Below are 26,512 nucleotides of genomic sequence, written 5' to 3'. Positions count from 1 at the left end.
CATACAAACAGTGCATTTAAATCGTCGATTTGGCATCCTGTGGCGATGCCCATACTGACTTTCACCGCATAAGGCGGCGCTGATGACACCTCAACGCGTGCTGGTTCTCGGAGCCAGCGGCTATATCGGCCAAAACCTGATCCCCCATTTGATCGCGCAAGGGCATCAAATCACCGCCGCCGCGCGGCGTATCGACTGGCTGCAGGAGCAGAACTGGCCGCAGGTCCGCTGCCTGTACGCCGACCTTTACCGGCCGGAAACCCTGAGCGCGGCGCTGTGGGACATCGATACGCTTTACTATCTGGTGCACGCGATGGGCGACGGCGATGACTTTGTCGAGAAAGAGCGCCAGGCGGCGGAAAACCTGCGCGATGCGCTGCGCGGCGCCGGCGTCAGGCTGGTGGTGTTTCTCGGCGCGCTGCAGCCGGCCGACGACAGCTCGCCGCACCTGGTGGCGCGCAGGCTGACCGGCGAAATTTTGCGCCAGAGCGGCGTTCCGGTGACCGAACTGCGCGCCGGCATCGTCATCGGGCCCGGCTCGGCGGCGTTCGAAGTGATGCGCGATATGGTCTATAACCTGCCGGTGCTGACGCCGCCGCGCTGGGTGCGGTCCAAATCCTCGCCGGTGGCGCTGGCGAATCTGCTGGTTTATCTGGCCGATTTGCTGGAACACCCGGCGCAGGAGAACCGCATTTTCGACGTCGCCGGGCCGGAATACATCAGCTACCAGACGATGTTCGAACGCTTCATCGCCATCAGCGGCAAACGGCGCTGGCTGATCCCGCTCCCGCTGCCGACGCGCCTGATCTCGGTGTGGTTCATCAGCCTGATCACTTCGGTGCCCACCTCCATCGCCCGCGCGCTGATCCAGGGGCTGAAACACGATCTGCCCGCCGACGGCCAGCCGCTGCAGACGCTGATCCCGCAGCGGCTGCAGACCTTCGATCAGGCGGTGGCCGCGACGCTGCAACGCGAACGCGAGGTGGTCGACTCGGCCGACTGGGGTTACGATCCGGCGGCGCGCGCCCGTTGGCGGCCCGGCTACGGCTACTACCCCAAACAGGCCGGCTGCACGCTGGAAACTCAGGCCTCCAGCGAGGCGCTGTGGCAGGTGGTGCAACGGCTGGGCGGCGAGGAAGGCTATTTTTACGCCAACATCCTGTGGAAAATCCGCGCCCGCATGGACGACATGATCGGCAACGGCGTGGTCTACGGCCGCCCGGCGCGCGATGCGCTGGCGCTGGGCGATCGGGTCGACGGCTGGCAGGTGATCACACTCGTTCCCCAACGCCAACTGGCGCTGCTGTTCGGCATGAAGGCCCCGGGGCTGGGGCGTCTGAGCTTCACCATCAAGGATCACGGCGACCGCCGCAGCCTGGACGTCCGCGCCTGGTGGCATCCGGCCGGCTTCAGCGGCTTGCTGTACTGGTTCGCCATGATGCCGGCGCACCTGTTCATTTTCCGCGGCATGGCGAAACGCATCGCCCGGCTGGCGGAGCGGCAGGATCGCCATCAGCCGTAACCGCCGGTCATTTGTCGATCAACCGCACAGTTTGCCGCTGTGGTTAGTCCCTTTCCGATTGCATAGCGCACGAAATCACGGAAGAATGGCATCTTATTTGCTGGGGCGTCGCCAACGGCCCCCGGCATTCTAATTTTTGGTGAGAATAGAGTCCGTTATGAAGGTATTGGTCACCGGTGCAACCAGTGGGTTAGGCCGTAACGCCGTTGAATATCTCCGCCGCCAGGGCATAAAAGTGCGCGCCACCGGCCGCAACCGGGCGATGGGCAGCCTGCTGGAAAAAATGGGCGCGGAGTTCATTCATGCCGACCTCACCAACCTGATCTCTTCTCAGGCCAAAGCGATGCTGACGGATGTCGACGTGCTGTGGCACTGTTCCAGCTTTACCTCGCCGTGGGGCACCGAAGAGGCTTTCGAGCTGGCCAACGTGCGCGCTACGCGTCGCCTGGGCGAATGGGCGGCCGCCTACGGCGTCGCGCAGTTTATCCACATCTCTTCACCGGCGATTTACTTCGACTACCACCATCACCGCAACGTCAACGAGGATTTTCGCCCGGCGCGCTACGCCAATGAGTTTGCGCGCAGCAAGGCGGCCGGCGAGCAGGTGATCCAACAGCTGGCGCTGTCCAACCCGCAGACCCACTTCACCATCCTGCGCCCGCAGGGGCTGTTCGGACCGCACGACAAGGTGATGCTGCCGCGGCTGCTGCAGATGATCAAAAGCTACGGCAACCTGCTGCTGCCGCGCGGCGGCGCGGCGCTGGTCGACATGACCTATCTGGAAAATGCGGTGCACGCCATGTGGCTGGCGACGCAAAAAGAAGACACGCCGTCCGGCCGCGCCTATAACATCACCAACCAGGAGCCGCGCCAGCTACGCAGCGTGGTGCAGCGGCTGATCGACGATCTGGGCATGAAGTGCCGCATACGTTCAGTGCCTTACCCGATGCTCGACATGATGGCGCGCGGCATGGAACGGCTGGGCAGCAAAAGCGAAAAGGAGCCGGTGCTGACCCACTACGGCGTCGCCAAGCTCAATTTCGATCTGACGCTCGACACCACCCGCGCTCGGCAGGAACTGGGCTATCACCCCATCGTTTCGCTGGATGAAGGCATCGCCCGCACCGCCCGCTGGCTGAAAGAACACGGCAAGCTGCACGGCCTGTAATCAGCGCGCCGCGCCATACTTCAGCAACAGCGCATCCACGATCGCCTCACTCTCCGCATCCGGCTCGCCGCGAAAATCGCCGGGCCGGAAATGCATTTGAAACGCCGCCAGCACGTTGCGCTGCTGGCGGGCGTTCCATGTCGGATCTATCGCATAACCGTAGCGCGCCAGCCTGGCGAGCAGCGGCGCCATCGGCACCGGCGCCTGCCGGTCGCGCCCGGCCAGCAGGCGCTGCACGTCGCGTTCGTTCGGCCAGGCGCCGACGCCGGCCTCGGCCAGGGCGTGCCAGGGGAACAAAGGGCCGGGATCCTGCTTGCGCTGCGGCGCGATATCGCTGTGCCCCACCACGTCCTGCGGCTGAATGCCGTAACGGTTGATAATGTCGCGGCTCAGCGGGATCAGCAGCGCAATTTGCTCCGCCGTATAGGGCTGCCAACGGGTGTACAGCATGCTGCGGGTGAACCCGCGGTTGACTATCTCGATGCCTATCGAGGTGTCGTTCAGGTTGCTGCGGCCGCGCCAGCCGCTGGCCCCGGCGTGCCAGGCGCGCATCTCCTCCGGCACCAGTTGAAAGGCCGTCGGCTTGCCGTGCTCAAGCTGCGGGTGCGCCGGCAACAGATAGTGCGCGCTGACGTGTTCGTCGGTCAGCGTCTTCAGCGAAGAATGGAAATCTTCCGCGGTATAGTGCATCACCAGAAAGCGAATGCGCCGATCGGCGCCCTGCGCCTGATGCAGGGTTTCCAACCGGTAATTGCCGCGGTCGACGGTGGTGCCCTGCTGAGGATGTTGGCATCCCGCCAGCAGCGCGGCGGCGAATATCCCTGGCCAAATTTTCACTTATCCCCCTGTGGTTTGACGGCCCGACATAGCGCTAACGTTAATCAATAATCGTCGCGGACGCCATCGACGGCGGCACAAAACAAAACGCCCCGGCGCGGGCCGGGGCGTTTTGGGCGGGATTAGCGGCTGACTTTCACCGCGGTGCCGCTGACGGTCACCATCAGCATGCTGCCGTCTTTACCGACGGTTTCGTAGTCGATATCGATGCCGACCACCGCGTTGGCGCCCAGCTCCTTCGCCTGCTCTTCCAACTCCTTGAAGGCGATCAGGCGCGCCTTGCGCAGCTCTTTCTCATAGGCGCCGGAACGGCCGCCGACTATGTCGCGCACGCCGGCGAAGAAATCGCGAAAAATATTGGCGCCGAGGATCGCTTCGCCGGTGACAACGCCGCAGTATTCGGTAATGGTAAACCCTTCCAGGGTCGGGGTGGTTGAAAGCTGCATCAGGGGTCCTTGTTTGATTAATTCAACACATCTATGACCAGCAATTTGGCATTATGTTCGGTGCAACAATGGCACGCAGTACGAATGCAAGGCCAAAAAACGCATTTATACTGTAAGCTATCGGTCTTCATGGTAGAGACTTTCACATAAGGTAATAAGATGAAAACAAAAACTATTGCGGCTGTTTTTCCTTTAGCGCTGTTGCTGAGTGCCTGCACCACCGTAGAGCCGGCATTCAAGGATATTGGCACCCGCAGCGGCAGCTGTGTGGAAGGCGGCCCGGATGCGGTCGCACAGAAGTTCTATGACCTGCGCATTCAGCAGGGTTCCGCCACCAGCCTGCCGGACAGCAACCGCCTGGCGCAGCTGCAGCCTTACCTGAGCCAGGTGCTGTATCAGGATCTGGTCAGCGCCGGCCAGAATCCGGCTAAACATCAGGTGACCGGCGACCTGTTCTCCGGCAATGCCCAGGGGCCGACCAGCGCATCCGTCGCCAGCGCTTCTACCATTCCCAATACCGATGCGAAAAACATCCCTCTGCGGGTGGCGCTGAGCTACCAGAAAGACGGCGGCAGCGCGGTCAACTGGCAGGATGAAGTCTTGATGGTGCGCGAAGGCACCTGCTGGGTGGTGGACGACGTCCGTTACCTGAACGTGCCGCCGCACGCCGCCAGCGGCAGCCTGCGCCAGGTGCTGGAAAACCAGTAATTCCACTGCGCATACCGGCGCCGCTCTGGCGCCGGTTTTCGTCAAACGCCTTGATTGCGCTCAAAGTTTGCTCTGTTTGAGAAATTTCGCTACGCATCTCACAGCCTGCGCCACAAATCCCCCTTCCGCTCTGAGTCGCGGTATCTTGTGCTATTCTTTTACTGTCCCGCCGCACAGTCATAAATTTTAACGCACAAAGATTGCATAAGTATTCTGTGGAAGTTAACATTCGCGGCATCAATGTCTATTCAATTCTGGCGCATGAGTATTCAACTTAACGGTATCAACTGCTATTACGGCGCGCATCAGGCGCTGTTTGACATCACGCTGGATTGCCCAGCGGGGGAAACCCTGGTGCTGCTCGGTCCAAGCGGCGCCGGGAAAAGCTCATTGCTGCGGGTGCTGAACCTGCTGGAAATGCCGCGTTCGGGCCAGCTGCAGATCGCCGGCAACCGGTTCGACTTCAAGCAGGCGCCGGGTGAAAAATCCATCCGCGAACTGCGCCAGAACGTCGGCATGGTGTTCCAGCAATATAACCTGTGGCCCCACCTCACCGTGGTGCAAAACCTGATCGAGGCCCCCTGCCGCGTGCTGGGCCTGACCAAGGCCCAGGCGATGGAGCGCGCCGACAAGCTGCTGAAGCGTTTGCGCCTCACCGACTTCGCCGACCGTTTCCCGCTGCACCTGTCCGGCGGCCAGCAGCAGCGCGTGGCGATCGCCCGTGCGCTGATGATGGAACCGCAGGTGCTGCTGTTTGACGAACCGACGGCGGCGCTGGATCCGGAAATCACCGCTCAGATCGTCAGCATCATTCGCGAACTGGCCGGCACCGGCATCACCCAGGTGATCGTGACCCACGAAGTGGAAGTGGCGCGCAAAACCGCCAGCCGCGTGGTGTATATGGAAAACGGCCGCGTGGTGGAACAGGGCGACAGCAGCCACTTCACCCAGCCGCGGACCACCGAGTTTGCCAATTACTTATCACACTAAAAATTTAACTTGCTGTAATTTGGGGAGTTTGCGATGAAAAAACTAATAATCGCCGCCGTTCTGGCTGGCATCAGCGTTTCCGCCTCCGCAGCCGAAACTATCCGTTTCGCTACCGAAGCCTCCTATCCTCCGTTTGAATTTATTGACGCCGGCAACAAGATCCAGGGGTTTGACGTCGATTTGGCCAACGCGCTGTGCAAAGAAATGCAGGCCGAGTGCACCTTCACCAACCAGGCGTTCGACAGCCTGATCCCCAGCCTGAAGTTCAAGCGCTTCGATGCGGTGATGGCCGGCATGGACATCACGCCAGAGCGTGAAAAACAGGTATTGTTCACCAAGCCGTACTATGACAATTCGGCGCTGTTTGTCGCCCAGAAAGGCAAAGTGGCCGACGTGGCGGCGCTGAAAGGCAAGAAAGTGGGCGTGCAGAACGGCACCACTCATCAAAAATACCTGACCGACAAGCACCCGGAAATCACCACCGTGCCTTATGACAGCTACCAGAACGCCATTCTGGATCTGAAAAACGGCCGCGTGGATGCGGTATTCGGCGACACCGCGGTGGTCAACGAATGGCTGAAACAAAATGCCGCGCTGGCGACGGTGGGCGACAAGGTTACCGATAAAGACTACTTCGGCACCGGCCTGGGCATTGCGGTGCGTCAGAAAAATACCGAGCTGCAGGGCAAATTCAACGCCGCTCTGGACAAGATCAAGCAGGATGGGACCTATGAGACCATCTACAAAAAATGGTTCCAGCAGTAATACGCCCCGATGAATGAATTTCAACCTCTCGCAAGCGCCGCCGGCATGACCGTCGGCCTTGCCGTTTGCGCCCTGATCCTCGGGTTGATCCTGGCGATGCTGTTCGCCGTATGGGAATCATCCCACTGGAAACTGGTTAGCTGGCTGGGCACCGCCTGGGTGACCCTGCTGCGCGGCCTGCCGGAAATTCTGGTGGTGCTGTTTATCTATTTCGGTTCGTCGCAGCTGCTGCTGATGCTGTCGGACGGCTTTACCCTCAATCTGGGCCTGTTCCAGCTGCCGATCCAGCTGGCGATCGATAACTTCGAAGTCAGCCCGTTCCTGTGCGGCGTGATAGCCCTGGCCCTGCTCTACTCCGCCTACGCCTCGCAAACGCTGCGCGGCGCGCTGAAAGCGGTGCCGCAGGGGCAGTGGGAATCCGGCCAGGCGCTGGGGATGGGCAAGGCGGCGATCTTCTTCCGCCTGATCATGCCGCAGATGTGGCGCCATGCGCTGCCCGGCCTCGGCAACCAGTGGCTGGTGTTGTTGAAAGACACCGCGCTGGTGTCGTTGATCAGCGTGAACGACCTGATGCTGCAGACCAAGAGCATCGCCACCCGCACCCAGGAACCTTTTACCTGGTACGTGATTGCCGCGGCGATCTACCTGCTGGTCACCCTGCTCAGCCAGTACGTCATCAAACGCATCGAGCTGCGTACCACGCGCTTTGAACGAGGGCCGGCCTGATGCTTGAATACTTGCCGGAAATCATCAAAGGGCTGCATACCAGCCTGACGCTGACCGTGACCGCGCTGATCGTGGCGCTGGTGCTGTCGCTGCTGCTGACGGTGATCCTGACGCTGAAAACGCCGATCCTGACGCCGCTGGTGAAAATCTACATCACGCTGTTTACCGGCACGCCGCTGCTGGTGCAGATCTTCCTGATCTACTACGGCCCCGGCCAGTTCCCGGCGATCCGCGACTATCCGTGGCTGTGGAACCTGCTGTCGCAGCCGTGGCTGTGCGCGATGATCGCACTGGCGCTGAACAGCGCGGCTTACACCACCCAGCTGTTCTATGGCGCGGTGCGGGCGATCCCCGCCGGGCAATGGCAGTCCTGCGAGGCGCTGGGCATGTCCCGCCGCCAGACGCTGCGCATCCTGCTGCCGTTCGCCTTCAAACGCGCGCTGTCGTCCTATTCCAACGAAGTGGTGCTGGTGTTCAAAAGCACCTCGCTGGCCTACACCATTACGCTGATGGAGGTAATGGGTTACAGCCAGCTGATGTACGGCCGCACCTACGACGTGATGGTGTTTGGCGCCGCCGGCCTGGTGTACCTGTGCGTCAACGGCCTGCTGACGCTGCTGATGCGGCTGGTCGAGCGCCGCGCGCTGGCGTTCGAACGCCGCAACTGACGGCCAAACGCGCCTGTCGAAGCCCCGTCTCAGCACGGGGCTTTTTTATGCTCGACCGCAATTTTTAATCATTTACATTGCATATCAATTCACTCGATGGCATGGTTATCTTCCGGCACATTCGCGAAAACCCTCTGGTTATTATCAGTAAAATCAAGCGATGGCGAGATAACGACATTCTGAATTCAGACAGGAGCACTACGCATGAAAAAATTACTGCTGGCCGCGACGGTATTGGCGGGGATCGCCTTTAACGCCGGCGCCGCCGACACCATTCGCTTCGCCTCTTCCGCCACCTATCCGCCGTTCGAATCGCTGGACGCCGGCAACCAGATCGTCGGCTTTGATATCGACTTGGCCAATGCGCTGTGCAAACAGATGAAGGCAGAGTGCACCTTCACCAATCAGGCGTTCGACAGCCTGATCGCCGCGCTGAAATTCAAAAAATACGATGCGGTGATCTCGGGTATGGACATCACGCCGGAGCGCAGCAAGCAGGTTTCCTTCACCCAGCCGTATTACGCCAACTCGGCGATCGTCATCGCTCAGAAAGGCAAGTTCAGTTCGCTGGCGGACCTGAAGGGCAAAAAAGTCGGCATGGAAAACGGCACTACCCACCAGAAATACATGCAGGACAAGCATCCGGAAATTAACACCGTTTCCTACGACAGCTACCAGAACGCCATTCTGGAGCTGAAAAACGGCCGTATCGACGGCGTGTTCGGCGATACCGCGGTGGTGAATGAGTGGCTGAAGAGCAACCCCGGCCTGGCGCCGGTCGGCGAACACGTCACCGACGCCCAGTACTTCGGCACCGGCCTGGGCATCGCGGTGCGCCCGGACAACCAGGCGTTGCTGGCCAGGCTGAACGCCGCGCTGGACGACATCAAGGCCGACGGCACCTACAAAGCCATCAACGACAAGTGGTTCCCGCAGTAAGTCTCGCAAATCATCAGGCCCGTTCAAGCGGGCCTTATTTCACTCAGTTTCGCACCAGCAGCGTCAGCACTTCATAGTGCGCGGTATGCGGGAACATGTCGAACAGCTGTACCCGCTCGATGCGGTAATCCGGCAGCATTGCGATGTCTTTCGCCATGCTCTCGGCGTTGCAGCTGGAATACAGGATGTAGCCCGGCGCCATCCGATTCAGATAATCGCACAGCGCCTGGCCGATGCCGCGGCGCGGCGGATTGACCAGCACCAGCTGCGGCACATGGCCTTCGGCGGTGGCGAAACGCGTCGAGTCCAGCGCCTGAAAATCGACCTGCCGCAGGCCCAGCCGCTGCGCCGACTGGCGCGCGCAGGCAATCGCCTCGGCGCTGATTTCGATGCCGGTAAGGCGGGTTTGCGGCTGCGCGCAGTGCAGGCCAAAACCGCCGACGCCGCAGAACAGATCCCACATGCTGTCGATGCCCAGCGCCCGCACCCAATCACGGGCGGTAGCGTACAGGCTGGCGGCCACCTGCGGGTTGGTCTGGAAGAAGCTCTGCGGGCGGATATACAGCGGCACCTGATTAAACCGTTCCTCCAGCGCCTGCCGGTCGGTCAGCGCGATCTCGCGCTCCCCTTCCATGATGGCCATGTGCACCGGCTGAATATTGGCGGAGATCACCCGGAGCTGCGGCAATTGCTGCTGCAGCCACGGCAGCGCGGCGCGCAGCTGCGCCAGCTTGGTTTCCGAACGCAGCACGAAACGCAGCATCACGCCGCCGCCATGGGTGCTTTCGGTCAACAGCAGGTATTTCAGCTCGCCGCGTTTGCGCGCCACGTTATAGGGCGTCAGGCCGGCGCGGGCGATAAAGCTTTTCAGCGCCGCAAACATCGGCGCGAAGCTGGCGGGATACAGCGGGCAGGCGCTGAGATCGGCCGGCGTGCCGTCGCGGTGCAGCATACCGAGCAGCGGGCGTTCAACGCTGCCGCTGACCACCATCTTGGCTTTATTGCGAAACGCGCTTTGCTCCCCCGCCACCGGCGCCCGCCATTGCGCGACGTCGCGCTCGGCCAGCAGCGATTGCAGATGTTGCTGTTTGTCAGTCAGTTGCTGCGGGTACGGCTTGTCCAGCCACTGACAGGAACGGCAGGTGCCCGCCGTATACAAAGCGCAATGCATGAAGAATACTCTGAGTTCAGGATGAAGAATTAAGGGCGCAGATTCTAGCACCCTGCGCCGCTATACCCTATAGCTTTCACCTTGCCAACGGATGAGCTTGCGCGGGCGAGTGGCCGGGATGAGCGAGCGCCGCCGACGGCGCGGCGGCGATATAAGCCTCAGTGGCGCGCGGCGAAGAATCGGCGGCTGGCGGCGGGAACGAATAACAGCGCCAGGATGACCACGTCGGGGATCTTTTGCAGGATCAGCACGTGCAGGATCTGGCTGCTGGTTTCCCCTTCCACGGTGAACACCTCCGGCAGCACGCTGCCGATGGTGGCCAGCAACAGATAGCCCACCACCACGCACTGGCAGGCAACGTAGCCCCAACGCCCCCAGTTGCGGCCGCGCATCACCGCGAAGCCGCAGCTGATTTGCAGGCACAGCAGCAGCAAACCGGCCAGGAAAATAAAGGTGGAATCCCAGGCCTGAGCGCTGGTGCTGACGAATTCCTGCGCGCCGTCGACGCCCAGTTCCCCCAGCAGCAACAGCACGCTGACGCATTTGATAGCCACCATAGCCGTACCGGCCACCATCACCGGCACCGGCGCATCCGAAGTCGATCCCATTCCCTGCCTGCTTTTCAGCATGTCTGACATATCCGTGTTCCGCAACAAAGCGCCACCAATTCAGATGGCACATATAAAATCAGCTAACTAGTTGCAATACCAATGATTTCAAAAATAGCAGGTTTGTTGCCGATCAGCTACGGGCGGCTCTTTGTAATTCACGCGATCGTTGCTTTTCCGAGCGCGCCATAAACCACCAGGCGATCAGACCGAGCAGGCCCACCACCAGCAGGATCAGACTGGCCAGGGCGTTGATTTCCGGGTTCACTCCCATGCGCACGCTGGAGAAGACCAGCATCGGCAGCGTGGTCGCCCCCGGGCCGGAGACGAAGCTGGCGATCACCAGGTCGTCCAGCGACAGCGTAAACGCCAGCATCCAGCCGGAGATCAGCGCCGGCGCGATCATCGGCAAGGTGATGACAAAGAACACTTTCAGCGGCGTCGCCCCCAGATCCATCGCCGCCTCTTCGATCGAGCGGTCCACTTCGCGCAGGCGCGAAGCGATCACCACCGCCACGTAAGCGGTACAGAAGGTGACGTGCGCCAGCCAGATGGTGAACATGCCGCGCTCCGCCGGCCAGCCGAAGGCGTGGCCCATCGCCACGAACAGCAGCAGCAGCGACAGGCCGGTAATGACGTCCGGCATGACCAGCGGCGCGGTCAGCATAAAGGCGAAGCCGGTCGAGCCGCGGAAACGGCCGAAACGCACCATCACCACGGCGGCAATGGCGCCGAGCACCACCGCGGCGGTAGCCGAAGCGGCGGCGATGGTCAGGCTGAGGCCAACCGCACCGATCATCGCCGAATCGTGGAACAGTTCGGTATACCAGCGGGTGGACCAGCCGGCCCACACCGTCACCAGCTTGGAGCTGTTGAACGAATAAATCACCAGCATCAGCATTGGCGCATACAGGAAGGTGAAGCCCATCACCAGAATCGCGATGCGCCACGGCGAGCGCACTACCGGCAAGTTGTTCATCCCTGCCCCCCCATTTCCTTGTTCTGGTGCTTGTGGAACCACAGGATCGGCACGATCAGCAACAGCAGCATGATGGTGGCGACCGCCGAGGCCACCGGCCAGTCGCGGTTGTTAAAGAATTCCTGCCACAGCACGCGGCCGATCATGATGCTGTCCGGCCCGCCCAGCAGTTCCGGGATCACGAATTCGCCCACCGCCGGAATAAACACCAGCATCGAACCGGCGATGATGCCGCCGCGCGTCAGCGGCACGATCACGCTGAAGAAGGTTTTCAGCGGCCGGGCGCCCAGATCCAGCGACGCCTCCACCAGCGAGTAATCCAACCGGATCAGCGCGGTGTAAATCGGCAGCACCATAAACGGCAGGTAGGAGTAAACGATGCCGATATACACCGCCAGGTTGGTATGCAGGATCACCAGCGGCTGATCGATAACCCCCAGCCACAATAAAAAGTTGTTCAGGATGCCGTTGTTTTTCAGGATCCCCATCCAGGCGTACACGCGGATCAGGAACGAGGTCCAGGACGGCAGGATCACCAGCAGCAGCAGAATATTGCGGGTCGAGGCCTTGCTGTGCGCCACCGCCCAGGCCAGCGGATAGCCGATGATCAGGCAGCACAGCGTCGACACCGCCGCCACGCGCAGCGACTGCAGGTAAGCGTCGATATACAGCGGATCGTCGGTCAACTGCAGGTAGTTGGCGAAGTTGAGCGCGATGTCCAACTTGCCGTCGGCCCAGCTCATCAGGTCGGTATAAGGCGGCACCGCCAGCGCCAGCTCCGCCAGGCTGATCTTGAACACGATCAGGAACGGCAGCATAAACAACAGCATCAGCCACAGGTAGGGCAGCGCGATCACCAGCTTGCGGCCGTGGGCCATCTGCAGGCGATGGAACAGCGCCTTGAGCGCGCCGGGCGTTTTGGCCGGCGGCGTGCGTTCGGAAAGCATTGTCATTCGGGTTGCTCCTCAGCCTCTCAACTACACCGTCAACACAACGCAGCTGTCGGTTTCCCAGCACAGACGCACTTCGTCGCCCCAGGTCGGCATGCCCTTGCGGAAACGATGGCCGTTTTGCAGCTGGGCGCTGATGATCTGCCCGCTGTGCAGCTTCACGTGGTAGATGGACAGGTCGCCCAGGTAGGCGATATGCGCCACCTCGCCCACCGCGAAGTTGCAGCCGTCCGCCGGCACATCCTCACACAACATGATTTTTTCCGGCCGCAGCGCCACCTGGATCGGCACGCCGTCCACCACCGAGGCGTCGGGATCGACCTTGATCGCATGGCGCAGGCCAGGGCTTTGCAGGATCAGCGCATCGTCGTGGCGCGCCTGCAGCACGCAGTCAAACACGTTGACCGAGCCGATGAACTCGGCGCTGAAGCGGCTGTTCGGGTGTTCGTAGATCTCTTCCGGCTCACCGATCTGCACGAACTTGCCGCGGTTCATGATGGCGATGCGCCCCGCCATGGTCATCGCCTCTTCCTGATCGTGGGTCACCATCACGCAGGTCACGCCGACGCGCTCCAGAATGTCGGTGACCTCCAGCTGCATGCGGTCGCGCAGCTTTTTATCCAACGCGCCCATCGGTTCGTCCAGCAGCAGCAGCTTGGGCCGCTTGGCCAGGCTGCGCGCCAGCGCCACCCGCTGCCGCTGGCCGCCGGACAGCTGGTGCGGCTTGCGTTTGGCGTACTCCTGCATGTGCACCAGCGCCAGCATTTCGGCCACCCGGGCGGCGATTTCCGCCCGCGGCATTTTGTCCTGCTTCAGGCCGAAGGCGATGTTTTGCTCCACCGTCATGTGCGGGAACAGCGCGTAGGACTGGAACATCATGTTGATCGGCCGCTGATAGGGCGGCACATGCGACATGTCCTGCCCGTCGAGCACGATCTGGCCCTCCGTCGGCTGCTCGAAGCCGGCCAGCATGCGCAACAGCGTCGACTTGCCGCAGCCGGACGGCCCCAGCAGCGCGAAGATCTCGCCCTTGTAAATCGTCAGGCTGACGTCTTCGACCGCGTTCTGGCCATCGAAGGTTTTAGTGAGGTTACGGATTTCCAGCAGAGGGGTGAAAACCTTCTGCGACTTGGCTTGAGGACGAGGGATGGCGTCGTTCAATCGGGGTGCTCTCCGGCGTAAAGCAGTACAAAAAACCACGGCGATTGCCATGGCCCAAAATGGCAATGCAGGCGGGGAGCGCCCGCCTGCCGGTCAAATCGACAGCGATAAGCGGGCCCGGCGCGCCGGGCCCCTGCGCATTACCTTCCGCTTTTAACTTTAGTCCAGGCGCGGGTAATCACACGGTCCAGCTTCGGCGACTGCACGTTGAGCGTGAACAGCTTGGCGCGCAGATCGGCCGGCGGATAGACGTTCGGGTTGTTGCGCACTTCGGCATTCACCAGCGGCGTAGAATCCTTCACCGCGTTGGCGTAATACACGTAGTTGCTGATGCCCGCCATCACGTCCGGCTTCATCAGGAAGTTCAGGAACTGGTAAGCGGCGTCTTTGTTTTTGGCGTCCGCCGGCATGGCGAACATGTCAAAGTAGGTCAACGCCCCTTCTTTCGGGATCGCATAGGCCACGTTCACGCCGTTCTTCGCCTCTTTGGCGCGGTTGGCCGCCTGCATCACGTCGCCGGACCAGCCGATCGCCACGCAGATGTCGCCGTTCGCCAGATCGTTGATGTACTGGGAAGAATGGAAGTAACGGATGTTCGGCCGCAGCTTCAGCAGCAGATCGTTGGCCGCGCCGGTGTAATCCGCCGCGTTGGTGCTGTTGGGATCTTTGCCGAGATAATGCAGCACGGTGGCGTAAACCTCGCTGGGCGCGTCGAGGAACGAAACGCCGCAGCTCTTCAGCTTTTCGAGATTTTCCGGCTTGAGGATCAGATCCCAGCTGTCGACCGGCGCGTCTTTGCCCAGCGCCGCCTTCACCTTGTCGACGTTGTAGCCGATGCCGGTGGTCACCATCAGGTAAGGGATGCCGTACTTGTTGTCCTTGTCGTTGTGCGCCACCAGCTGCAGCATTTCCGGATCGAGGTTTTTGTAGTTCGGCATTTTGCTCTTGTCGAGCGGTTCGAAGATGCCCGCCCTGGACTGGCGCTCGAGGAAGTTGGATGAAGGCACCACCAGATCATAACCGGTACTGCCCGCCATCAGTTTGCCTTCCAGCACTTCGTTGGAGTCAAAGACGTCGTACACCACTTTAATGCCGGTTTCTTTCTGGAATTTGGCTAAGGTGTCCGGCGCGATATAGTCGGACCAGTTATAGACGTGCAGCGTTTTTTCCTCGGCTGACGCTGTGACGGACGCGGCCATCAGCAGGCCGGCAACAACACCCGATAACCACTTTTTACGTTGGGTGACCATCCGTAACTTCCTCCAAAACAGGGGTGAATCATAGAATTGAACTTGTATCCGAAATGATACAAAACCTTTCCTGATTGAGCGCAATCGTTGCAACCGCGGATTGAATGGCTATGCAGTTGATTGCATACGCCTTTTTCAGCTGCCCAGCCCGCGTGGTCACAAGGGGAATCGCAAGCCCTTAGCAGAATCAGCAGCATAACCGCTGCGGCCGAAACCCGCCAGCCTCCAGGGTAAAAAACGCCTTTTATCGATTTTTTATGCAGTTTTCTCTATGTGATACGCCATTAACGGCGCAAAAGACGAGAAATATCTGGCAACAGAGGGCAAAGTGCAGAATATATTATTGCGGAGGGGAATAACGGCGGCATGCCGCCGGCGCAGCGGCATGCATCATGTACAGCGGGGATCAGTGCAGCATTGGCTGACGCTCGGCGCCAGCGGGGTTCTCTTCTTCGTCACCCATAAACAGCAGATCGTTCGCCCGCGCCTCGAGGATCACCATCGAGATCTGCTCTTCGCCCTGCTGCATGAAGTGAACGAACTGCTCCAGCGTCACGCCAACGGCGATGCTCAGCGACTGGCAGACGATCAGCTTCGGCAGGTTGTCGTCCTGAATGTCGACAAACGCCTTGATGGTCAGCGAGCTGGCGTTGATCTGGCTCAGATCGGCCACCAGCGGGATCAGCGCGGTCGGTTTCACCTCGGCCAGCGCCGAGAACAGGATCACGTTGTCCACCAGGTCAATCTTGGCGTCGAACACGCCGTCGAAATTTTGCATGTGCGGCAGGTGCAGCGCCTGACAAGAATCGCACTCAAAGAAAGAAATGCCCGATTGATCCAGCCAGCGCCGCAACAGCGCCAAATCAGGGACAATGAGTGAATCCATATAACCAGCCTCACAATATTCAAAACGCGAAAAGGCGCATAGCTTACGGAATATTCACCCGATGCGCCACGATCAATACGGCTTAATTCACTAAAAGGATAATTATCGGCGAGAAAAAGTCGCGCCGCCGGGCGGCTTATCCGCCCGACTTCAACCTGAATCCCGGCCGCGCCCGCTGCTCGATGTATTCGATCATCATGCCGGCGATATCCAGCCCGGTAGTGGTTTCCACCCCCTCCAGCCCCGGCGAGGCGTTGACCTCCATCACCAGCGGGCCGCGCGCCGCGCGCAGGATGTCGACCCCGGCGATGTCCAGCCCCAGCGTGGCGGCCGCTTTCGCCGCGATCGCCCGCTCCCGGGCGGTGATGCTCACCTTGCGGGCGGTGCCGCCGCGGTGCAGGTTGGAACGAAACTCCCCGGCCTTGGCCTGGCGCTCGATGGCCGCCACCACCCGGCCGCCCACCACCAGGCAGCGCACGTCGCTGCCCTGCGCCTCGCGGATGTATTCCTGCACCAGAATGTGCGCGTTCAGGCCGCGAAAGGCGTCGATCACGCTCTCCGCCGCCTGGCGGGTTTCCGCCAGCACCACGCCGATGCCCTGGGTGCCCTCCACCAGCTTGACCACCAGCGGCGCACCGCCGACCAGCTCAATCAGGTCGCCGGTGTCGTCCGGCGAATGGGCGAAGCCGGTGATCGGCAGATCGATGCCCTGCCGCGCCAGCAGCTGCAGCGAACGCAGCTTGTCGCGCGCCCGGGTGATGGAGACCGATTCGTTCAGCGGATAGCTGCCGAGCAGCTCGAACTGACGCAGCACCGCGGTGCCGTAAAAGGTGATGGCGGAGCCGATGCGCGGGATCACCGCGTCGTAACGGTCCAGCTGGCGGCCGCGATAGTGGATGGTCGGCGCCGCCGGGTTGATGTTCATATAGCAGGAAAGCGGATCGATGACATCGATGCTGTGCCCGCGATCCTCCGCCGCTTCCCGCAGCCGCTTGCATGAGTACAGCGTTCCGTCGCGCGAAAGAATGGCAATTTTCACTCGTCACCCCAAAAAGCCGACGCCTGCCGGGCAGGCGGGTTAACGGCCGCGGCGCTCAGGCGCGCGGATCGCGGTCCCGATGATGGTTCGGTTTGTCGCCGTCCTGCGGCTTATGGCGATCGTGCTCCGGCGGCAGGCCGCCGCGCATCAGCGGGCCAAACCCCTGCACCACGCGCCACACCAGAAACGCCGCCGCCGGCACCATCATCGCCACGCCGAGGAAGATCATGCCGACCGCCGCCTGCTGCGACGCCAGCCAGCCCGGCAGCTGCAGGTGGCCGTGAATGCTGAGATAGGCCAGCACCAGCAGCACCATGCCCAGCCCTTCCAACACCAGTACCGTGCGCGGTAAGTCACCGAATGAACGCATATTTTTCTTCTCCAGAGGCTCTGCCCCCAGTGTAGTGAATTCCCGCCGGCCACGACAGCCCCAGCAGGCTAATTGGTTATATGAATCAGATTAACAGGTAATTCCTGCTTTTTTTTCATCAGCTCAACGGGCATAGTAAACGGCATTAACGCAGGCGATGGGCAGGTTCGGGTCTTTTGGGGCTGACAGAATGTCGTTGCGATTGCGAGTAATTCATCGAATATCAAATTAAGGAGCGTTGCATGTTTGCAGTAATCTTCGGGCGTCCGGGTTGTCCTTATTGTGTCCGTGCTAAAGAGTTGGCGGAAAAATTGACTGCAGAGCGCGACGATTTCAACTTCCGCTATGTGGATATCCACGCCGAAGGCATCACCAAGGCCGACCTGGAAAAAACCGTCGGCAAGCCGGTGGAAACCGTGCCGCAGATCTTCCTGGATGAGAAACACATTGGCGGCTGCACTGATTTCGAAGCCTACGCCAAAGAAAATCTGAATCTGTTCCAGTAAGCCGCAGGCTGAACGACAAACAGGCGCTTAGGGCGCCTTTTTTTATGGCCGCTCGCCGCGGTGCAGCTGCAGCAGCGCCTGCAGCAGCGCGTGGGCGCACAGCATCAGCATCGCGCCGAATACGCACCAGAACACCGCGCTGGTGGCGTAGGCCAGTTCCTGCCAGAACGAAGAGGACGGCGTCAGCCAGAAATGACGGATCACCAGGCACAGCGGCAGCGCGTACAGCGCGCCCAGCAGCGGGCACAGCAGGCGTTTGCGGCTAGACAGGTAGCTGGCGATGGCGCCGGGAATGACGAACAGCAGCAGCCCGGGATCGCCGTGATGCTCATGATCGGTGCTGCCGAACATGCCGCTCTGCTGGCCGAGGAACACCAGGCTGAACAGCAGAAAACAGCTTGAAATGCCCAGCCAATATCGATAACCCGCCATGCGAAATCTCCCCCTTGCCAAATCACCACATCAATAGAAATCAGCCTTGTCACCATGAGTGACGCCTCGCCGTCCACCGGCAACGCTGAACTGAACTTTTTCCTTGGTCAAAAGAGAGTTAAATGCGGCCGACGGCGCAGGAAATCAGCTTTATATGCTGGCTGTCACGCGTCAGAGCGACTAGAATAAACGCCGCCGATCGATGGTTCGAATCGCCTTCCGCTGGTGAGTTATTTATGAAGTCATTTTATGGCTGAATTTATATCTTATAGTTATCCAAATCAAGCACTTACTGGTAAACAATAAGTTATCCTCCGTGAACATAAACGTCGCTAGTTTGTTAAACGGTAACTACATTCTGTTACTGTTCGTGGTACTCGCACTGGGGCTGTGCCTCGGTAAGGTCCGTCTGGGTTCCGTTCAACTCGGTAATTCCATTGGCGTTTTGGTGGTTTCGCTGCTGCTCGGCCAGCAACACTTCGCCATTAACACCGAAGCGCTGAATCTCGGCTTTATGCTGTTTATTTTCTGCGTAGGGGTGGAAGCCGGCCCTAACTTTTTCTCTATTTTCTTCCGCGACGGCAAAAATTATTTGATGCTGGCGCTGGTGATGGTCGGCTCGGCGATGGTGATCGCCATCGGCCTCGGCAAACTGTTCCACTGGGACATCGGCCTGACCGCCGGCATGCTGGCCGGTTCGATGACCTCGACCCCGGTATTGGTGGGCGCCGGCGATACGCTGCGCAATACCATCGTCAACGGCCCGGCGCTGCTGGCGGCCCAGGACCATCTGAGCCTCGGTTACGCCCTCACCTATCTGATTGGCCTGGTCAGCCTGATCTTCGGCGCGCGCTATCTGCCGAAGCTGCAGCACCAGGACCTGTCGACCTCCGCCCAGCAAATCGCCCGCGAACGTGGCCTGGACACCGACAGCCAGCGCAAGGTATACCTGCCGGTGATCCGCGCCTATCGCGTCGGCCCGGAGCTGGTGGCCTGGGCCGACGGCAAGAACCTGCGCGAGCTGGGTATCTATCGCCAGACCGGCTGCTACATTGAACGCATCCGCCGCAACGGCATTCTGGCCAACCCCGACGGCGACGCGGTGCTGCAGGTGGGCGACGAGATCTCGCTGGTCGGCTACCCGGATGCCCATGCCCGCCTGGATCCGAGCTTCCGCAACGGCAAGGAAGTGTTCGACCGCGACCTGCTCGACATGCGCATCGTCACCGAAGAGATCGTGGTAAAGAACAGCAACGCGGTGAACAAACGCCTGAGCCAGCTGAAGCTGACCGACCACGGCTGCTTCCTCAACCGGGTGATCCGCAGCCAGATTGAAATGCCCATCGACGACAGCATCGTGCTCAACAAGGGCGACGTGCTGCAGGTGAGCGGCGACGCGCGCCGAGTGAAGAGCGTGGCGGAGAAGATCGGCTTTATCTCGATCCACAGCCAGGTCACCGACCTGCTGGCGTTCTGCGCCTTCTTCATCATCGGCCTGCTGATTGGCCAGATCACCATTCAGTTCAGCAACTTTTCGTTCGGCATCGGCAACGCCGCCGGCCTGCTGATGGCCGGCATCATGCTCGGCTTCCTGCGCGCCAACCACCCGACCTTCGGCTATATCCCGCAGGGCGCGCTGAACATGGTGAAAGAATTCGGCCTGATGGTGTTTATGGCCGGGGTAGGCCTGAGCGCCGGCGCCGGCATCGGCCACAGCCTGGGTGCGGTCGGCGGCCAGATGCTGATCGCCGGGCTGATCGTCAGCCTGGTGCCGGTGATCATCTGTTTCCTGTTCGGCGCCTACGTGCTGCGCATGAACCGCGCCCTGCTGTTCGGCGCCATCATGGGCGCCCGCACCTGCGCGCCGGCGATGGAGATCATCAGCGACACCGCGCGCAGCAACATCCCGGCGCTGGGCTACGCCGGCACCTACGCCATCGCTAACGTATTGTTAACCCTCGCGGGTTCGCTGATCGTGGTGCTGTGGCCGGGGATAGCGGGATAACCGATAAGCAGCGGCGATGATTTGGCGCTAAAAATATTTTGATTTTTTTGTCGCCGCCGAGAACTTTCGTTGTCGGGGGCAGTCTGAATTAGTGCCACTGCTTTTCTTTGATGTCCCCAATTTGTGGAGCCCGATAATCCCGCCTTTTAGGTTCAAGATTATCGGGTTTTTTGTTGCCATGCGAAAATAGCATTATAAAAAAATAAGATGAAAATCATGAGGTTACCAGCCGGCGACAAGTTAGCTTGTTCAACGGCACTTTGTCCTTACTCCTCGTAGTCGTCGGGAAACTCGGCACGTAGTTGTTGCTGTGTATTTTGAAAATTTGGGTCTACTTGATGAGGTAACTTTACTTTGAGACCTCTTCTTATCTGTGAGGCGATATAAAAAGCATCACCTAAACGATCTTCGAATATAGGATCTGTTGCTTCGAACTCTTTTGTATAGATAATTAGCTGTTCCCGCAACGTCCCCCCCTTATGCCACAAAAGACATCCCGACCAACGCCAGAAATACCGCGATCAACCCCCCATATCCGGCGCTGTACACCCTCATCCATCCTAACGCTTCAGCAGGTTGACTGCGGAAGAACGCATAGCAGGCCTCAGGTAAATATTCACCCGGCGCCGTTTTAACGTTCTTCTCCGCCATAATTTGTCTAAAAAAGAACACCACGGGAAAGCTGCCGAAAAAACCGGTGCGAGTAAGAAATTGGAGGTAGCCCGGCATAAACAGCCCGGCGTCAAGATAGCGTTCGACAATCTGCCGGTAGCAAATTTCATGCTTAATAAACATCATGATGCAGGCTAAAAACAGCAGGATAAATACGATGCCAAGCGCCACAAAGGCTTTTGTGAATAACAGTTCCATCTACTGGCTCTCTGGTGGATCCCGAGACCTATAAAAAACTGAAAACGCCGCTGCTGCAACCGCGGAAACGGATAAGGAAGGCGTATTGTGAAGCCGGGCGATCCCCGGCCTCACCGGAGGTTTACTTCTGCTCTGCCTGCTTGATGGTGTCTTCCGCTTTCCAGATGCGGTATTTCACTTCCACGTCTTTCGGCGCGTAAACCACGATCGGCAGGCGGCTGTTGTAGCGCTGCATGGCGGCGTCGCCCAGGTTGGCGGCGATGAATTTCTGCGTTTTGGTGTTGTCCGGGCAGGCCATCATGGTGGAAGCCGGTTCAGACAGCTTCTCCAGCACCAGATAGTCGTAGCCCCAGCCGGAGAGAGTTTTGCTTTCCAGCGTGCCGCCGATCATGTGGCGGTTGCAGTCCACTTCCAGGGTTTTGCCGATCAGCAGCTCAACCTGGTAGTTTTCTTCGTTTTCTTGCTTCGGCAGGTAGATCACCTGGCGATTCATGCCCTTCTCGGCTTTCGGGTAAGGCGCGACCTTTTCCAGCGGTTGTTTGCTGATGTCGGCGTCGTCTGCAGAGGTAGCCGCAATGGCGCTGGCGGAAGCGGCCATCAGCAGGCCGGAAAATACAACGGATGCCTTGTTCATGTTTTATCCCTACGATTTATCAAATAATCCGCCTATAAACTAATACACTACAGCCAGCCCTGCCACAGGTTTAATCTTCTTTACAATGGGCGATAATCAGTGACAATCGCCTGATATTGCCGATTGGCTGGAGCAATGGGTTATTTGGCGGCCGCGCGGGCGACATAAGCCTTCACTACCTGATAGACATAATCCTGGCACGCCAGCCCGGTCTGCGGATCGTATTTGCCCTGGTTGGTGATGTTATTCGACAGCACGCGAATGCCGACGAACGGAATATTGAACGCGGCGGCGATCTGCGCTGCGGAGGCGGTCTCCATCTCTTCAACCGAGGTATGGTAGCTGTCGCGGAAGTAGCGAATGCGGTCCAGTTCGCTGTTCCACACGTCTGCCGAGCCGATCACCCCTTCCACCACCCGGCCCTGCTTATAGCGGCCCTTCACGCTTTCCGCGATCGCCAGCAACGGCCCGTCCGCCGGGAACTGGCGCATGCTGTGGGCGTTCTTGTCCTCGCCGGCGCTGCCTTTAGAGGCCAGCAGGTCCATCGGCCGCCACTGGCGCGAATCGCTGCCCTCTCCCTGCGCCTTGGCCGGGGTTTTAAACGCCCCCAGGTTAACCGAGTACTTGCCCAGCACGATGTCGTAAACCTTCAGCGCCGGATCGTGGCCACCGGCGGTGCCCTGGTTGATGATCGCCACCGGGTGAAAACGGGTGGCGGCGATCGCCGTAGCCGCCGCCGCGTTAGACATGCCCTTCAGGGTTTCGGAAACCACCACCGGGTAGCCGTCGACGGTGCCATGCCAGAAGCGCCAGCCGCCAACTTGCTCTTCGCGCGGGTTTTCCAACCGTTGGGCGAAACGTTCGGCCTCGACCGGCATCGCCCCCTGCACCACAATCGGCCCGGCGGCCCGCTGCTGCCCAAAGCTCAGGGGAGAAAAGACGGCGCCGCTGGCGGCCAACAGCAAAACGATCGTTTTATTCTTCATCACCACATCATCCCGATAAAAAGCAAACGATTACCTTAGCCGAAAGCCGCTGCCGCGGATATGCCTTTCTCTGGCCGACGGCGGCGGCGGATTAAGGTTTTCTTAAGGCGCAATGATTACAGTAGCCGGATTCAACTCTGCCAGCGAGCCCGCACGTGGATCCAAAACCTTCATTAAATCAATCCTCAACGACACCGCAAATTAAGACAACTGCCCTTTACTCCTTACCGGCATCCTTTTACCGTTGGCACGTTTTCGGCCTGTTGGTCAGCGGGTTGCTGTTCCTCTGGCTGTCGCGCAGCGAGCAGTTGGACTGGGCTATCAGCAATGACTGGTTTGACCCCGCCAGCGGGCATTTTCCCTGGCAGAACAATTATTGGCTGGATCTGATCAACCACCGCCTGCTGAAGCAGCTGGTGATCGCCGGCGCGGTGCCGGCGCTGCTGTGGGGCATCTACCGTCGCAGCCCGCGGCTGATCGTCAGCATGCTGCTGATCGGCATCGGCCCGCTGGTGGTCGGCATTCTCAAGGCCACCAGCGCGCATTCGTGCCCCTGGGATCTGATCGAATACGGCGGCAAAGCGATGTCTTACCCGCTGTTCGGCACGGTGCCGGCAATGCCGGGGCCCGGCCGCTGCTTCCCCGGCGGCCACGCCTCCAGCGGTTTTGCGGTGATGGCGCTGTTCTTCCTGTTTTATCCGCAGCGCCCGCGCCTGGCTTACTGGTGCTGGTTCGGCGGCGTCGCGCTCGGCATGCTGATGGGCTTTGGCCAGGTGATGCGCGGGGCACATTTTCTTACCCATAACCTGTGGGCGGGTTGGTGGGTTTGGTTGAGCCAGTTGGCTATTTATTGGACGGTTAGCGGCTATTTCCACCGCAAGACGAGGTAACGGTTATGGAGCAGTTGAATTATCTTCTTTTCGCCTGGATCAATGCGACCCCGGCGTCCCCCGAGTGGCTGATCGACTTCGCCACCTTTCTGGCGCGCGATCTGATCGCCATCGTGCCGCTGTTGATCGTCGGCCTGTGGCTGTGGGGGCCGCAAAGCCAGCTGGTTTCGCAACGCGAAGTGGTGGCCAAGACGACAATCGCTCTGCTGTTCGCCATGCTGGCCTCCTCCACGATCGGCATGCTGCTGCCGCACGAGCGGCCGTTCGTCGCCGGCGTCGGCTATACCTTCCTGGCGCACGCGCCGGACAGCTCCTTTCCCAGCGATCACGGCACCGCCATCTTTACCTTTGCGCTGGCGTTCCTGTTCTGGCACCGGGTATGGTCCGGCGTGTTGCTGATGATCGTCGCGGCGGGCATCGCCTGGTCACGCGTCTATCTCGGGGTGCACTGGCCGCTGGACATGGTCGGCGGTTTCCTGCTCGGCCTGGTCGGCTGCCTGTTCGCCCAGCTGGTATGGAACCTGTTCGGCGATGCCATCGCCGAACGGCTGGCGCGCCTGTACCGTTTCCTGTTCGCCTTCGCCATCCGCAAAGGCTGGGTAAAAGAATAACCCTCGCAGGCCACAGGGGCGTTGCCGCCCCTGTGCTTCACACCACGCCGGTGGTGACGCAAAACTCTCGCGTTTCCCCCGCCGCCAGCATCAGCAGGCTTCCCGCACGTTTCGCCGCCAGATACCCTTCCGGCCGGCAGGTTGCCGGCAAGATAAAAGCCGCCACTTTCTGATCGCCGTTGTGCAATATCCAGCGCGTGCCGTAGTTGAACTGCGCGGTGGAAAAACGCGTCACGAAACGGTGGCCCTGCGGCGCCAGCATAAAGAACTCCGCCTGATCGACGTACTGCGACAGCTCGTCGGCGAAAAACACGATCTCCGGATCGTAACATTCCGGCTCGTTCAGTTCGCACAGGCCGTGGCCCCGCTCCGCCAGCTTCCGGGTGTACGCCAGCCACTGCGGCGTCGGCTGCACGTGCGCCGGCACACTTTCCCGCAGCTGCAGCGCCGATCCCGGCAGGTTCTGCCGAAAGGTGGCGCCCGGCACATAGGCATAGTTCATATGGCACATGTACTGCAGCGGCATCGCCACGCTGGCCAGGTTGGTTACCCGCATCTCGATGCCGAACTGCCCGCTGCCCGCCGTCAGCCGCACCCGCGGCTGCGCCAGATAATGGTCGCCGAAGCCTTTCACATACTCCACGCTGCCGCCGATCGCCAGCGTATCGCCCTCTACCTCCAGCCAGGCGCGGTCCATCGCCGCGCAGGGCATCTCGCCGTGCAGCGGGTGATCGTCATCCGGCGCCGGGCAGCCGTTGCGCCGCAACCCGGAATGGAAGGCGAAGCAGCCGTAGCTGTCGATGATGCTCTCCCCCCGGCGCGGCTGGCTGAACATGTTTTCCATCTTCAGTTGATGGCCGTCGAACTCGGCGTCCCACACCATCTGGCCGTAATAGGGCAGCACCGTCAGATGCCCGCGGCCGTTGGCCAGCTTCAGCGCGGCGATGCCGCTGTCATAGCGAAACGCGGTCACGCGAAACTCGCCGCAGCGGTACAGCTCGCGCGGCTGTGCGCCGAACTGCTCGGGGATCAGGGCGATAATCGCTTTCATCACAGCCCCCCCATCGATTCGCTGTCGGCCAGCGGCTGGCGCGCATCGCGCCGTTTATGCCGCAGCTCTCCCCAGAAATAGAAGCCGACGTAGGCGAAGCACAGCAGCGACACGCCGAACGCCCGCTGCATCGAGCCCAGGTGATCGGAGACATAGCCCTGCAGCGCCGGCACGAAGGCCGCGCCGACGATCGACATCACGATGATCGCCCCGGCCACCTCGGTGTATTTGTTGTCCACCGTGTCCAGCGTGCCGGCGTAGATGGTGGCCCAGCAGGGCCCGAACAGCACGCTGACGAACACCGCGGCGTAAACGGCGGTGAAGCTCGGCACCAGCACCACGTAGGCCAGCGTCGCTACGCCAAGCAGCGAATAGGCGATAAGCACCTTTTCCGCGCGAAACCGCGTCATCAGGAAGTTGGCGACGAACTTGCCGATAAAGAAGCAAATGAAGCTGTAGATCATAAAGTTGGCGGCATCGCGCTCGTTGGATGCGCCCAGGTTGAGCGCCAGCCGGATGGTGAAGGACCACACCGCCACCTGCATGCCGACATACAGAAACTGCGCGGCGATGCCCTTGCGAAAGCGCGCGTTGCCGGCCAGGTATCTGAGGGTTTCACCCAGCGCCGGCCCCGCCGCCCGCTCGCCGCGCTCGTTCTGCGGTTTGCAGTGCGGGTAGCGGGTGAGCAGAAACAGCAGCATCACCAACAGCAGCACCATGATCAGGTACTTGTACGGTTCCAGCGTATGCTCCAGCATCGTCAAACGGAACTGGTGAATTTGCTCCGGCGACATACCCACCATCTGCGCCTGCAGGCTGTCCCCCTCCTGAAACACCAGGTATTTGCCCAGCACGATGCCCATCAGCGCGCCCACCGGGTAGAAGGTCTGGCTGACGTTAAGCCGCAGCGTGGCGTAGTCGCGATGGCCGATCATCGAGCTGTAGGTGTTGGCGGCGGTTTCGAGGAAGCTCAGGCCGATGGCGATGGCGAAGATCGCCGCCAGGAACATGGTGTAGGTCGCCATATGCGACGCCGGATAAAACAGCATGCAACCGACGATATACAGCGTCAGGCCGATCAGGATCGCCGCCTTGTAGCTGCTTTTCTTGATCACCAGCGAAGCCGGAATGGCGATCAGGAAGTAGCCGCCGTAAAACGCGCTCTGCACCAACGCGCTGGCGAAGTCGCTCAGTTCGAACACGCTTTTGAACTGGGTGATCAGAATGTCGTTCAGGCTGGCGGCGCACCCCCACAGCGGGAACAGGCAGGAAAGCAAAATAAACTGAAACAGCGGCGTTCTGTCGAGATAGCCGTCGGACTGCTGAACGGTATGATGGCGCATG

At 60.4% G+C, this 26,512-nt stretch carries 29 protein-coding genes and 1 pseudogene; 12 read left to right on the top strand and 18 right to left on the bottom strand.

Translation table 11 applies throughout. The annotated features are described in order from the left end of the window. Nucleotides 1–82 precede the first annotated feature (82 nt). Together D7I37_RS15905 and D7I37_RS15900 are read left to right on the top strand one after the other, a co-directional pair. Complete coding sequence (locus D7I37_RS15905) at nt 83–1,522, top strand: DUF2867 domain-containing protein (RefSeq protein ID WP_129543984.1); 1,440 nt, start codon at nt 83–85, stop codon at nt 1,520–1,522. 157 nt (nt 1,523–1,679) lie between these two features. After that, a complete protein-coding gene (locus D7I37_RS15900; protein WP_061798119.1) occupies nt 1,680–2,690 on the top strand; it encodes an NAD(P)-dependent oxidoreductase in 1,011 nt (336 codons plus the stop codon). On the opposite strand, the gene D7I37_RS15895 is transcribed toward D7I37_RS15900, so the two are convergent. Beyond that, on the bottom strand, nt 2,691–3,527 hold the full coding sequence (locus D7I37_RS15895; protein WP_095096737.1) for an N-acetylmuramoyl-L-alanine amidase: 837 nt from the start codon (nt 3,525–3,527) through the stop codon (nt 2,691–2,693). Between the two features lie 122 nt (nt 3,528–3,649). Then, nucleotides 3,650–3,973, bottom strand: coding sequence for a heavy metal-binding domain-containing protein (locus D7I37_RS15890; protein ID WP_061798123.1), 324 nt, complete (start codon nt 3,971–3,973; stop codon nt 3,650–3,652). 159 nt (nt 3,974–4,132) lie between these two features. Between D7I37_RS15890 and D7I37_RS15885 the strand changes: the two genes are divergently transcribed. The 6 genes from D7I37_RS15885 to artJ (D7I37_RS15860) all read left to right on the top strand — a co-directional run bounded on the left by D7I37_RS15885 (nt 4,133) and on the right by artJ (D7I37_RS15860) (nt 8,769). Next, a complete protein-coding gene (locus D7I37_RS15885; RefSeq protein WP_061798125.1) occupies nt 4,133–4,681 on the top strand; it encodes a lipoprotein in 549 nt (182 codons plus the stop codon). Nucleotides 4,682–4,942: 261 nt separating this feature from the next. Beyond that, nucleotides 4,943–5,671 (top strand): arginine ABC transporter ATP-binding protein ArtP, encoded by a 729-nt coding sequence (gene artP / locus D7I37_RS15880; RefSeq protein WP_129544776.1) that lies wholly within the window; start codon nt 4,943–4,945, stop codon nt 5,669–5,671. Between the two features lie 33 nt (nt 5,672–5,704). Then, nucleotides 5,705–6,436: an arginine ABC transporter substrate-binding protein gene (gene artJ / locus D7I37_RS15875; protein WP_129543983.1), complete on the top strand. Its 732-nt coding sequence runs from the start codon at nt 5,705–5,707 to the stop codon at nt 6,434–6,436. A 9-nt stretch (nt 6,437–6,445) separates the two neighbouring features. Continuing rightward, nucleotides 6,446–7,162, top strand: a complete 717-nt coding sequence (gene artQ / locus D7I37_RS15870) for an arginine ABC transporter permease ArtQ (RefSeq protein ID WP_129543982.1) — start codon at nt 6,446–6,448, stop codon at nt 7,160–7,162. Further along, the gene (artM, locus tag D7I37_RS15865; RefSeq protein ID WP_061798134.1) at nt 7,162–7,830 is read left to right on the top strand and encodes an arginine ABC transporter permease ArtM; all 669 of its coding nucleotides are present in this window, start codon (nt 7,162–7,164) and stop codon (nt 7,828–7,830) included. The genes artQ and artM overlap by 1 nt, the downstream gene beginning before the upstream one ends. 204 nt (nt 7,831–8,034) lie before the next feature. Further along, entirely contained in the window at nt 8,035–8,769 is a 735-nt protein-coding gene (gene artJ / locus D7I37_RS15860; protein ID WP_129543981.1) for an arginine ABC transporter substrate-binding protein, read from the top strand. Nucleotides 8,770–8,812: 43 nt separating this feature from the next. On the opposite strand, the gene rlmC is transcribed toward artJ (D7I37_RS15860), so the two are convergent. The 9 genes from rlmC to D7I37_RS15815 all read right to left on the bottom strand — a co-directional run bounded on the left by rlmC (nt 8,813) and on the right by D7I37_RS15815 (nt 17,183). Further along, nucleotides 8,813–9,940: a 23S rRNA (uracil(747)-C(5))-methyltransferase RlmC gene (gene rlmC / locus D7I37_RS15855; RefSeq protein ID WP_095096727.1), complete on the bottom strand. Its 1,128-nt coding sequence runs from the start codon at nt 9,938–9,940 to the stop codon at nt 8,813–8,815. A gap of 158 nt (nt 9,941–10,098) precedes the next feature. Next, nucleotides 10,099–10,578 (bottom strand): YbjO family protein, encoded by a 480-nt coding sequence (locus D7I37_RS15850; RefSeq protein ID WP_061798138.1) that lies wholly within the window; start codon nt 10,576–10,578, stop codon nt 10,099–10,101. Between the two features lie 103 nt (nt 10,579–10,681). Further along, nucleotides 10,682–11,527, bottom strand: a complete 846-nt coding sequence (gene potI, locus D7I37_RS15845; protein WP_061798140.1) for a putrescine ABC transporter permease PotI — start codon at nt 11,525–11,527, stop codon at nt 10,682–10,684. Next, nucleotides 11,524–12,474 (bottom strand): putrescine ABC transporter permease PotH, encoded by a 951-nt coding sequence (gene potH, locus D7I37_RS15840; protein WP_061798141.1) that lies wholly within the window; start codon nt 12,472–12,474, stop codon nt 11,524–11,526. The genes potI and potH overlap by 4 nt, the downstream gene beginning before the upstream one ends. A gap of 30 nt (nt 12,475–12,504) precedes the next feature. Continuing rightward, complete coding sequence (potG, locus tag D7I37_RS15835; protein WP_061798142.1) at nt 12,505–13,638, bottom strand: putrescine ABC transporter ATP-binding subunit PotG; 1,134 nt, start codon at nt 13,636–13,638, stop codon at nt 12,505–12,507. Nucleotides 13,639–13,778: 140 nt separating this feature from the next. Next, nucleotides 13,779–14,888 carry a spermidine/putrescine ABC transporter substrate-binding protein PotF gene (gene potF / locus D7I37_RS15830; protein WP_061798143.1) on the bottom strand — a complete coding sequence of 370 codons (1,110 nt, stop codon included), beginning with the start codon at nt 14,886–14,888 and terminating at the stop codon, nt 13,779–13,781. Between the two features lie 406 nt (nt 14,889–15,294). After that, a complete protein-coding gene (locus D7I37_RS15825) occupies nt 15,295–15,774 on the bottom strand; it encodes a YbjN domain-containing protein (protein WP_061798145.1) in 480 nt (159 codons plus the stop codon). A gap of 136 nt (nt 15,775–15,910) precedes the next feature. Beyond that, entirely contained in the window at nt 15,911–16,813 is a 903-nt protein-coding gene (gene rimK, locus D7I37_RS15820) for a 30S ribosomal protein S6--L-glutamate ligase (protein WP_061798147.1), read from the bottom strand. A gap of 55 nt (nt 16,814–16,868) precedes the next feature. Continuing rightward, nucleotides 16,869–17,183: a YbjC family protein gene (locus tag D7I37_RS15815; protein ID WP_129543980.1), complete on the bottom strand. Its 315-nt coding sequence runs from the start codon at nt 17,181–17,183 to the stop codon at nt 16,869–16,871. 242 nt (nt 17,184–17,425) lie between these two features. Between D7I37_RS15815 and D7I37_RS15810 the strand changes: the two genes are divergently transcribed. After that, nucleotides 17,426–17,689 carry a GrxA family glutaredoxin gene (locus D7I37_RS15810; protein ID WP_061798151.1) on the top strand — a complete coding sequence of 88 codons (264 nt, stop codon included), beginning with the start codon at nt 17,426–17,428 and terminating at the stop codon, nt 17,687–17,689. A gap of 42 nt (nt 17,690–17,731) precedes the next feature. Here D7I37_RS15810 and D7I37_RS15805 read toward each other — a convergent pair whose 3' ends face one another. After that, nucleotides 17,732–18,121 carry an inner membrane protein YbjM gene (locus tag D7I37_RS15805; protein WP_129543979.1) on the bottom strand — a complete coding sequence of 130 codons (390 nt, stop codon included), beginning with the start codon at nt 18,119–18,121 and terminating at the stop codon, nt 17,732–17,734. Between the two features lie 316 nt (nt 18,122–18,437). On the opposite strand from D7I37_RS15805, the gene D7I37_RS15800 reads away from it, so the two are divergent. Further along, entirely contained in the window at nt 18,438–20,126 is a 1,689-nt protein-coding gene (locus tag D7I37_RS15800) for an aspartate:alanine antiporter (protein ID WP_073970309.1), read from the top strand. A gap of 266 nt (nt 20,127–20,392) precedes the next feature. Here D7I37_RS15800 and D7I37_RS15795 read toward each other — a convergent pair. From D7I37_RS15795 to D7I37_RS15780, 4 genes and pseudogenes are all read right to left on the bottom strand, one after another. Further along, nucleotides 20,393–20,569: pseudogene (locus D7I37_RS15795) on the bottom strand (immunity protein Tsi6 family protein); the annotation flags it as partial. Between the two features lie 34 nt (nt 20,570–20,603). Continuing rightward, complete coding sequence (locus D7I37_RS15790) at nt 20,604–20,996, bottom strand: hypothetical protein (protein WP_095096706.1); 393 nt, start codon at nt 20,994–20,996, stop codon at nt 20,604–20,606. 121 nt (nt 20,997–21,117) lie between these two features. Continuing rightward, nucleotides 21,118–21,630, bottom strand: a complete 513-nt coding sequence (gene eco / locus D7I37_RS15785) for a serine protease inhibitor ecotin (RefSeq protein ID WP_129543978.1) — start codon at nt 21,628–21,630, stop codon at nt 21,118–21,120. A gap of 140 nt (nt 21,631–21,770) precedes the next feature. Then, complete coding sequence (locus D7I37_RS15780; protein WP_129543977.1) at nt 21,771–22,616, bottom strand: 5'-methylthioadenosine/S-adenosylhomocysteine nucleosidase; 846 nt, start codon at nt 22,614–22,616, stop codon at nt 21,771–21,773. Nucleotides 22,617–22,771: 155 nt separating this feature from the next. On the opposite strand from D7I37_RS15780, the gene D7I37_RS15775 reads away from it, so the two are divergent. Then, the gene (locus tag D7I37_RS15775) at nt 22,772–23,506 is read left to right on the top strand and encodes a phosphatase PAP2 family protein (protein ID WP_061798161.1); all 735 of its coding nucleotides are present in this window, start codon (nt 22,772–22,774) and stop codon (nt 23,504–23,506) included. A 5-nt stretch (nt 23,507–23,511) separates the two neighbouring features. After that, nucleotides 23,512–24,117 carry an undecaprenyl-diphosphate phosphatase gene (ybjG, locus tag D7I37_RS15770; RefSeq protein WP_061798163.1) on the top strand — a complete coding sequence of 202 codons (606 nt, stop codon included), beginning with the start codon at nt 23,512–23,514 and terminating at the stop codon, nt 24,115–24,117. A gap of 37 nt (nt 24,118–24,154) precedes the next feature. Here ybjG and D7I37_RS15765 read toward each other — a convergent pair whose 3' ends face one another. Continuing rightward, complete coding sequence (locus D7I37_RS15765) at nt 24,155–25,168, bottom strand: aldose 1-epimerase family protein (protein WP_061798164.1); 1,014 nt, start codon at nt 25,166–25,168, stop codon at nt 24,155–24,157. Beyond that, nucleotides 25,168–26,511: an L-fucose:H+ symporter permease gene (gene fucP, locus D7I37_RS15760; protein ID WP_129543976.1), complete on the bottom strand. Its 1,344-nt coding sequence runs from the start codon at nt 26,509–26,511 to the stop codon at nt 25,168–25,170. Before fucP ends, D7I37_RS15765 begins: the two co-directional genes overlap by 1 nt. Nucleotide 26,512 lies beyond the last annotated feature (1 nt).

Origin of the sequence: Serratia sp. 1D1416 (genome assembly GCF_003641105.1) — a bacterium.
Lineage (GTDB): Bacteria > Pseudomonadota > Gammaproteobacteria > Enterobacterales > Enterobacteriaceae > Serratia > Serratia ficaria.
The sequence above is the reverse complement of the archived record's forward strand: the minus strand, read 5'-3'. Positions and strand labels throughout refer to the sequence as shown.

Bases quoted from the DNA above. Each gene is read 5' to 3' on its own strand.
- D7I37_RS15805 (WP_129543979.1), bottom strand. From the start codon at position 18,121: ATGGCGGGTTATCGATATTGGCTGGGCATTTCAAGCTGTTTTCTGCTG.
- D7I37_RS15885 (WP_061798125.1), top strand. From the start codon at position 4,133: ATGAAAACAAAAACTATTGCGGCTGTTTTTCCTTTAGCGCTGTTGCTG.
- artP (WP_129544776.1), top strand. From the start codon at position 4,943: ATGAGTATTCAACTTAACGGTATCAACTGCTATTACGGCGCGCATCAG.
- D7I37_RS15780 (WP_129543977.1), bottom strand. From the start codon at position 22,616: ATGAAGAATAAAACGATCGTTTTGCTGTTGGCCGCCAGCGGCGCCGTC.
- rlmC (WP_095096727.1), bottom strand. From the start codon at position 9,940: ATGCATTGCGCTTTGTATACGGCGGGCACCTGCCGTTCCTGTCAGTGG.
- fucP (WP_129543976.1), bottom strand. From the start codon at position 26,511: ATGCGCCATCATACCGTTCAGCAGTCCGACGGCTATCTCGACAGAACG.
- artM (WP_061798134.1), top strand. From the start codon at position 7,162: ATGCTTGAATACTTGCCGGAAATCATCAAAGGGCTGCATACCAGCCTG.
- D7I37_RS15825 (WP_061798145.1), bottom strand. From the start codon at position 15,774: ATGGATTCACTCATTGTCCCTGATTTGGCGCTGTTGCGGCGCTGGCTG.
- D7I37_RS15890 (WP_061798123.1), bottom strand. From the start codon at position 3,973: ATGCAGCTTTCAACCACCCCGACCCTGGAAGGGTTTACCATTACCGAA.
- D7I37_RS15790 (WP_095096706.1), bottom strand. From the start codon at position 20,996: ATGGAACTGTTATTCACAAAAGCCTTTGTGGCGCTTGGCATCGTATTT.
- D7I37_RS15900 (WP_061798119.1), top strand. From the start codon at position 1,680: ATGAAGGTATTGGTCACCGGTGCAACCAGTGGGTTAGGCCGTAACGCC.
- artJ (WP_129543981.1), top strand. From the start codon at position 8,035: ATGAAAAAATTACTGCTGGCCGCGACGGTATTGGCGGGGATCGCCTTT.
- D7I37_RS15905 (WP_129543984.1), top strand. From the start codon at position 83: ATGACACCTCAACGCGTGCTGGTTCTCGGAGCCAGCGGCTATATCGGC.
- artQ (WP_129543982.1), top strand. From the start codon at position 6,446: ATGAATGAATTTCAACCTCTCGCAAGCGCCGCCGGCATGACCGTCGGC.
- ybjG (WP_061798163.1), top strand. From the start codon at position 23,512: ATGGAGCAGTTGAATTATCTTCTTTTCGCCTGGATCAATGCGACCCCG.
- D7I37_RS15850 (WP_061798138.1), bottom strand. From the start codon at position 10,578: ATGTCAGACATGCTGAAAAGCAGGCAGGGAATGGGATCGACTTCGGAT.
- D7I37_RS15765 (WP_061798164.1), bottom strand. From the start codon at position 25,168: ATGAAAGCGATTATCGCCCTGATCCCCGAGCAGTTCGGCGCACAGCCG.
- potF (WP_061798143.1), bottom strand. From the start codon at position 14,888: ATGGTCACCCAACGTAAAAAGTGGTTATCGGGTGTTGTTGCCGGCCTG.
- artJ (WP_129543983.1), top strand. From the start codon at position 5,705: ATGAAAAAACTAATAATCGCCGCCGTTCTGGCTGGCATCAGCGTTTCC.
- potH (WP_061798141.1), bottom strand. From the start codon at position 12,474: ATGCTTTCCGAACGCACGCCGCCGGCCAAAACGCCCGGCGCGCTCAAG.
- D7I37_RS15810 (WP_061798151.1), top strand. From the start codon at position 17,426: ATGTTTGCAGTAATCTTCGGGCGTCCGGGTTGTCCTTATTGTGTCCGT.
- potI (WP_061798140.1), bottom strand. From the start codon at position 11,527: ATGAACAACTTGCCGGTAGTGCGCTCGCCGTGGCGCATCGCGATTCTG.
- eco (WP_129543978.1), bottom strand. From the start codon at position 21,630: ATGAACAAGGCATCCGTTGTATTTTCCGGCCTGCTGATGGCCGCTTCC.
- D7I37_RS15815 (WP_129543980.1), bottom strand. From the start codon at position 17,183: ATGCGTTCATTCGGTGACTTACCGCGCACGGTACTGGTGTTGGAAGGG.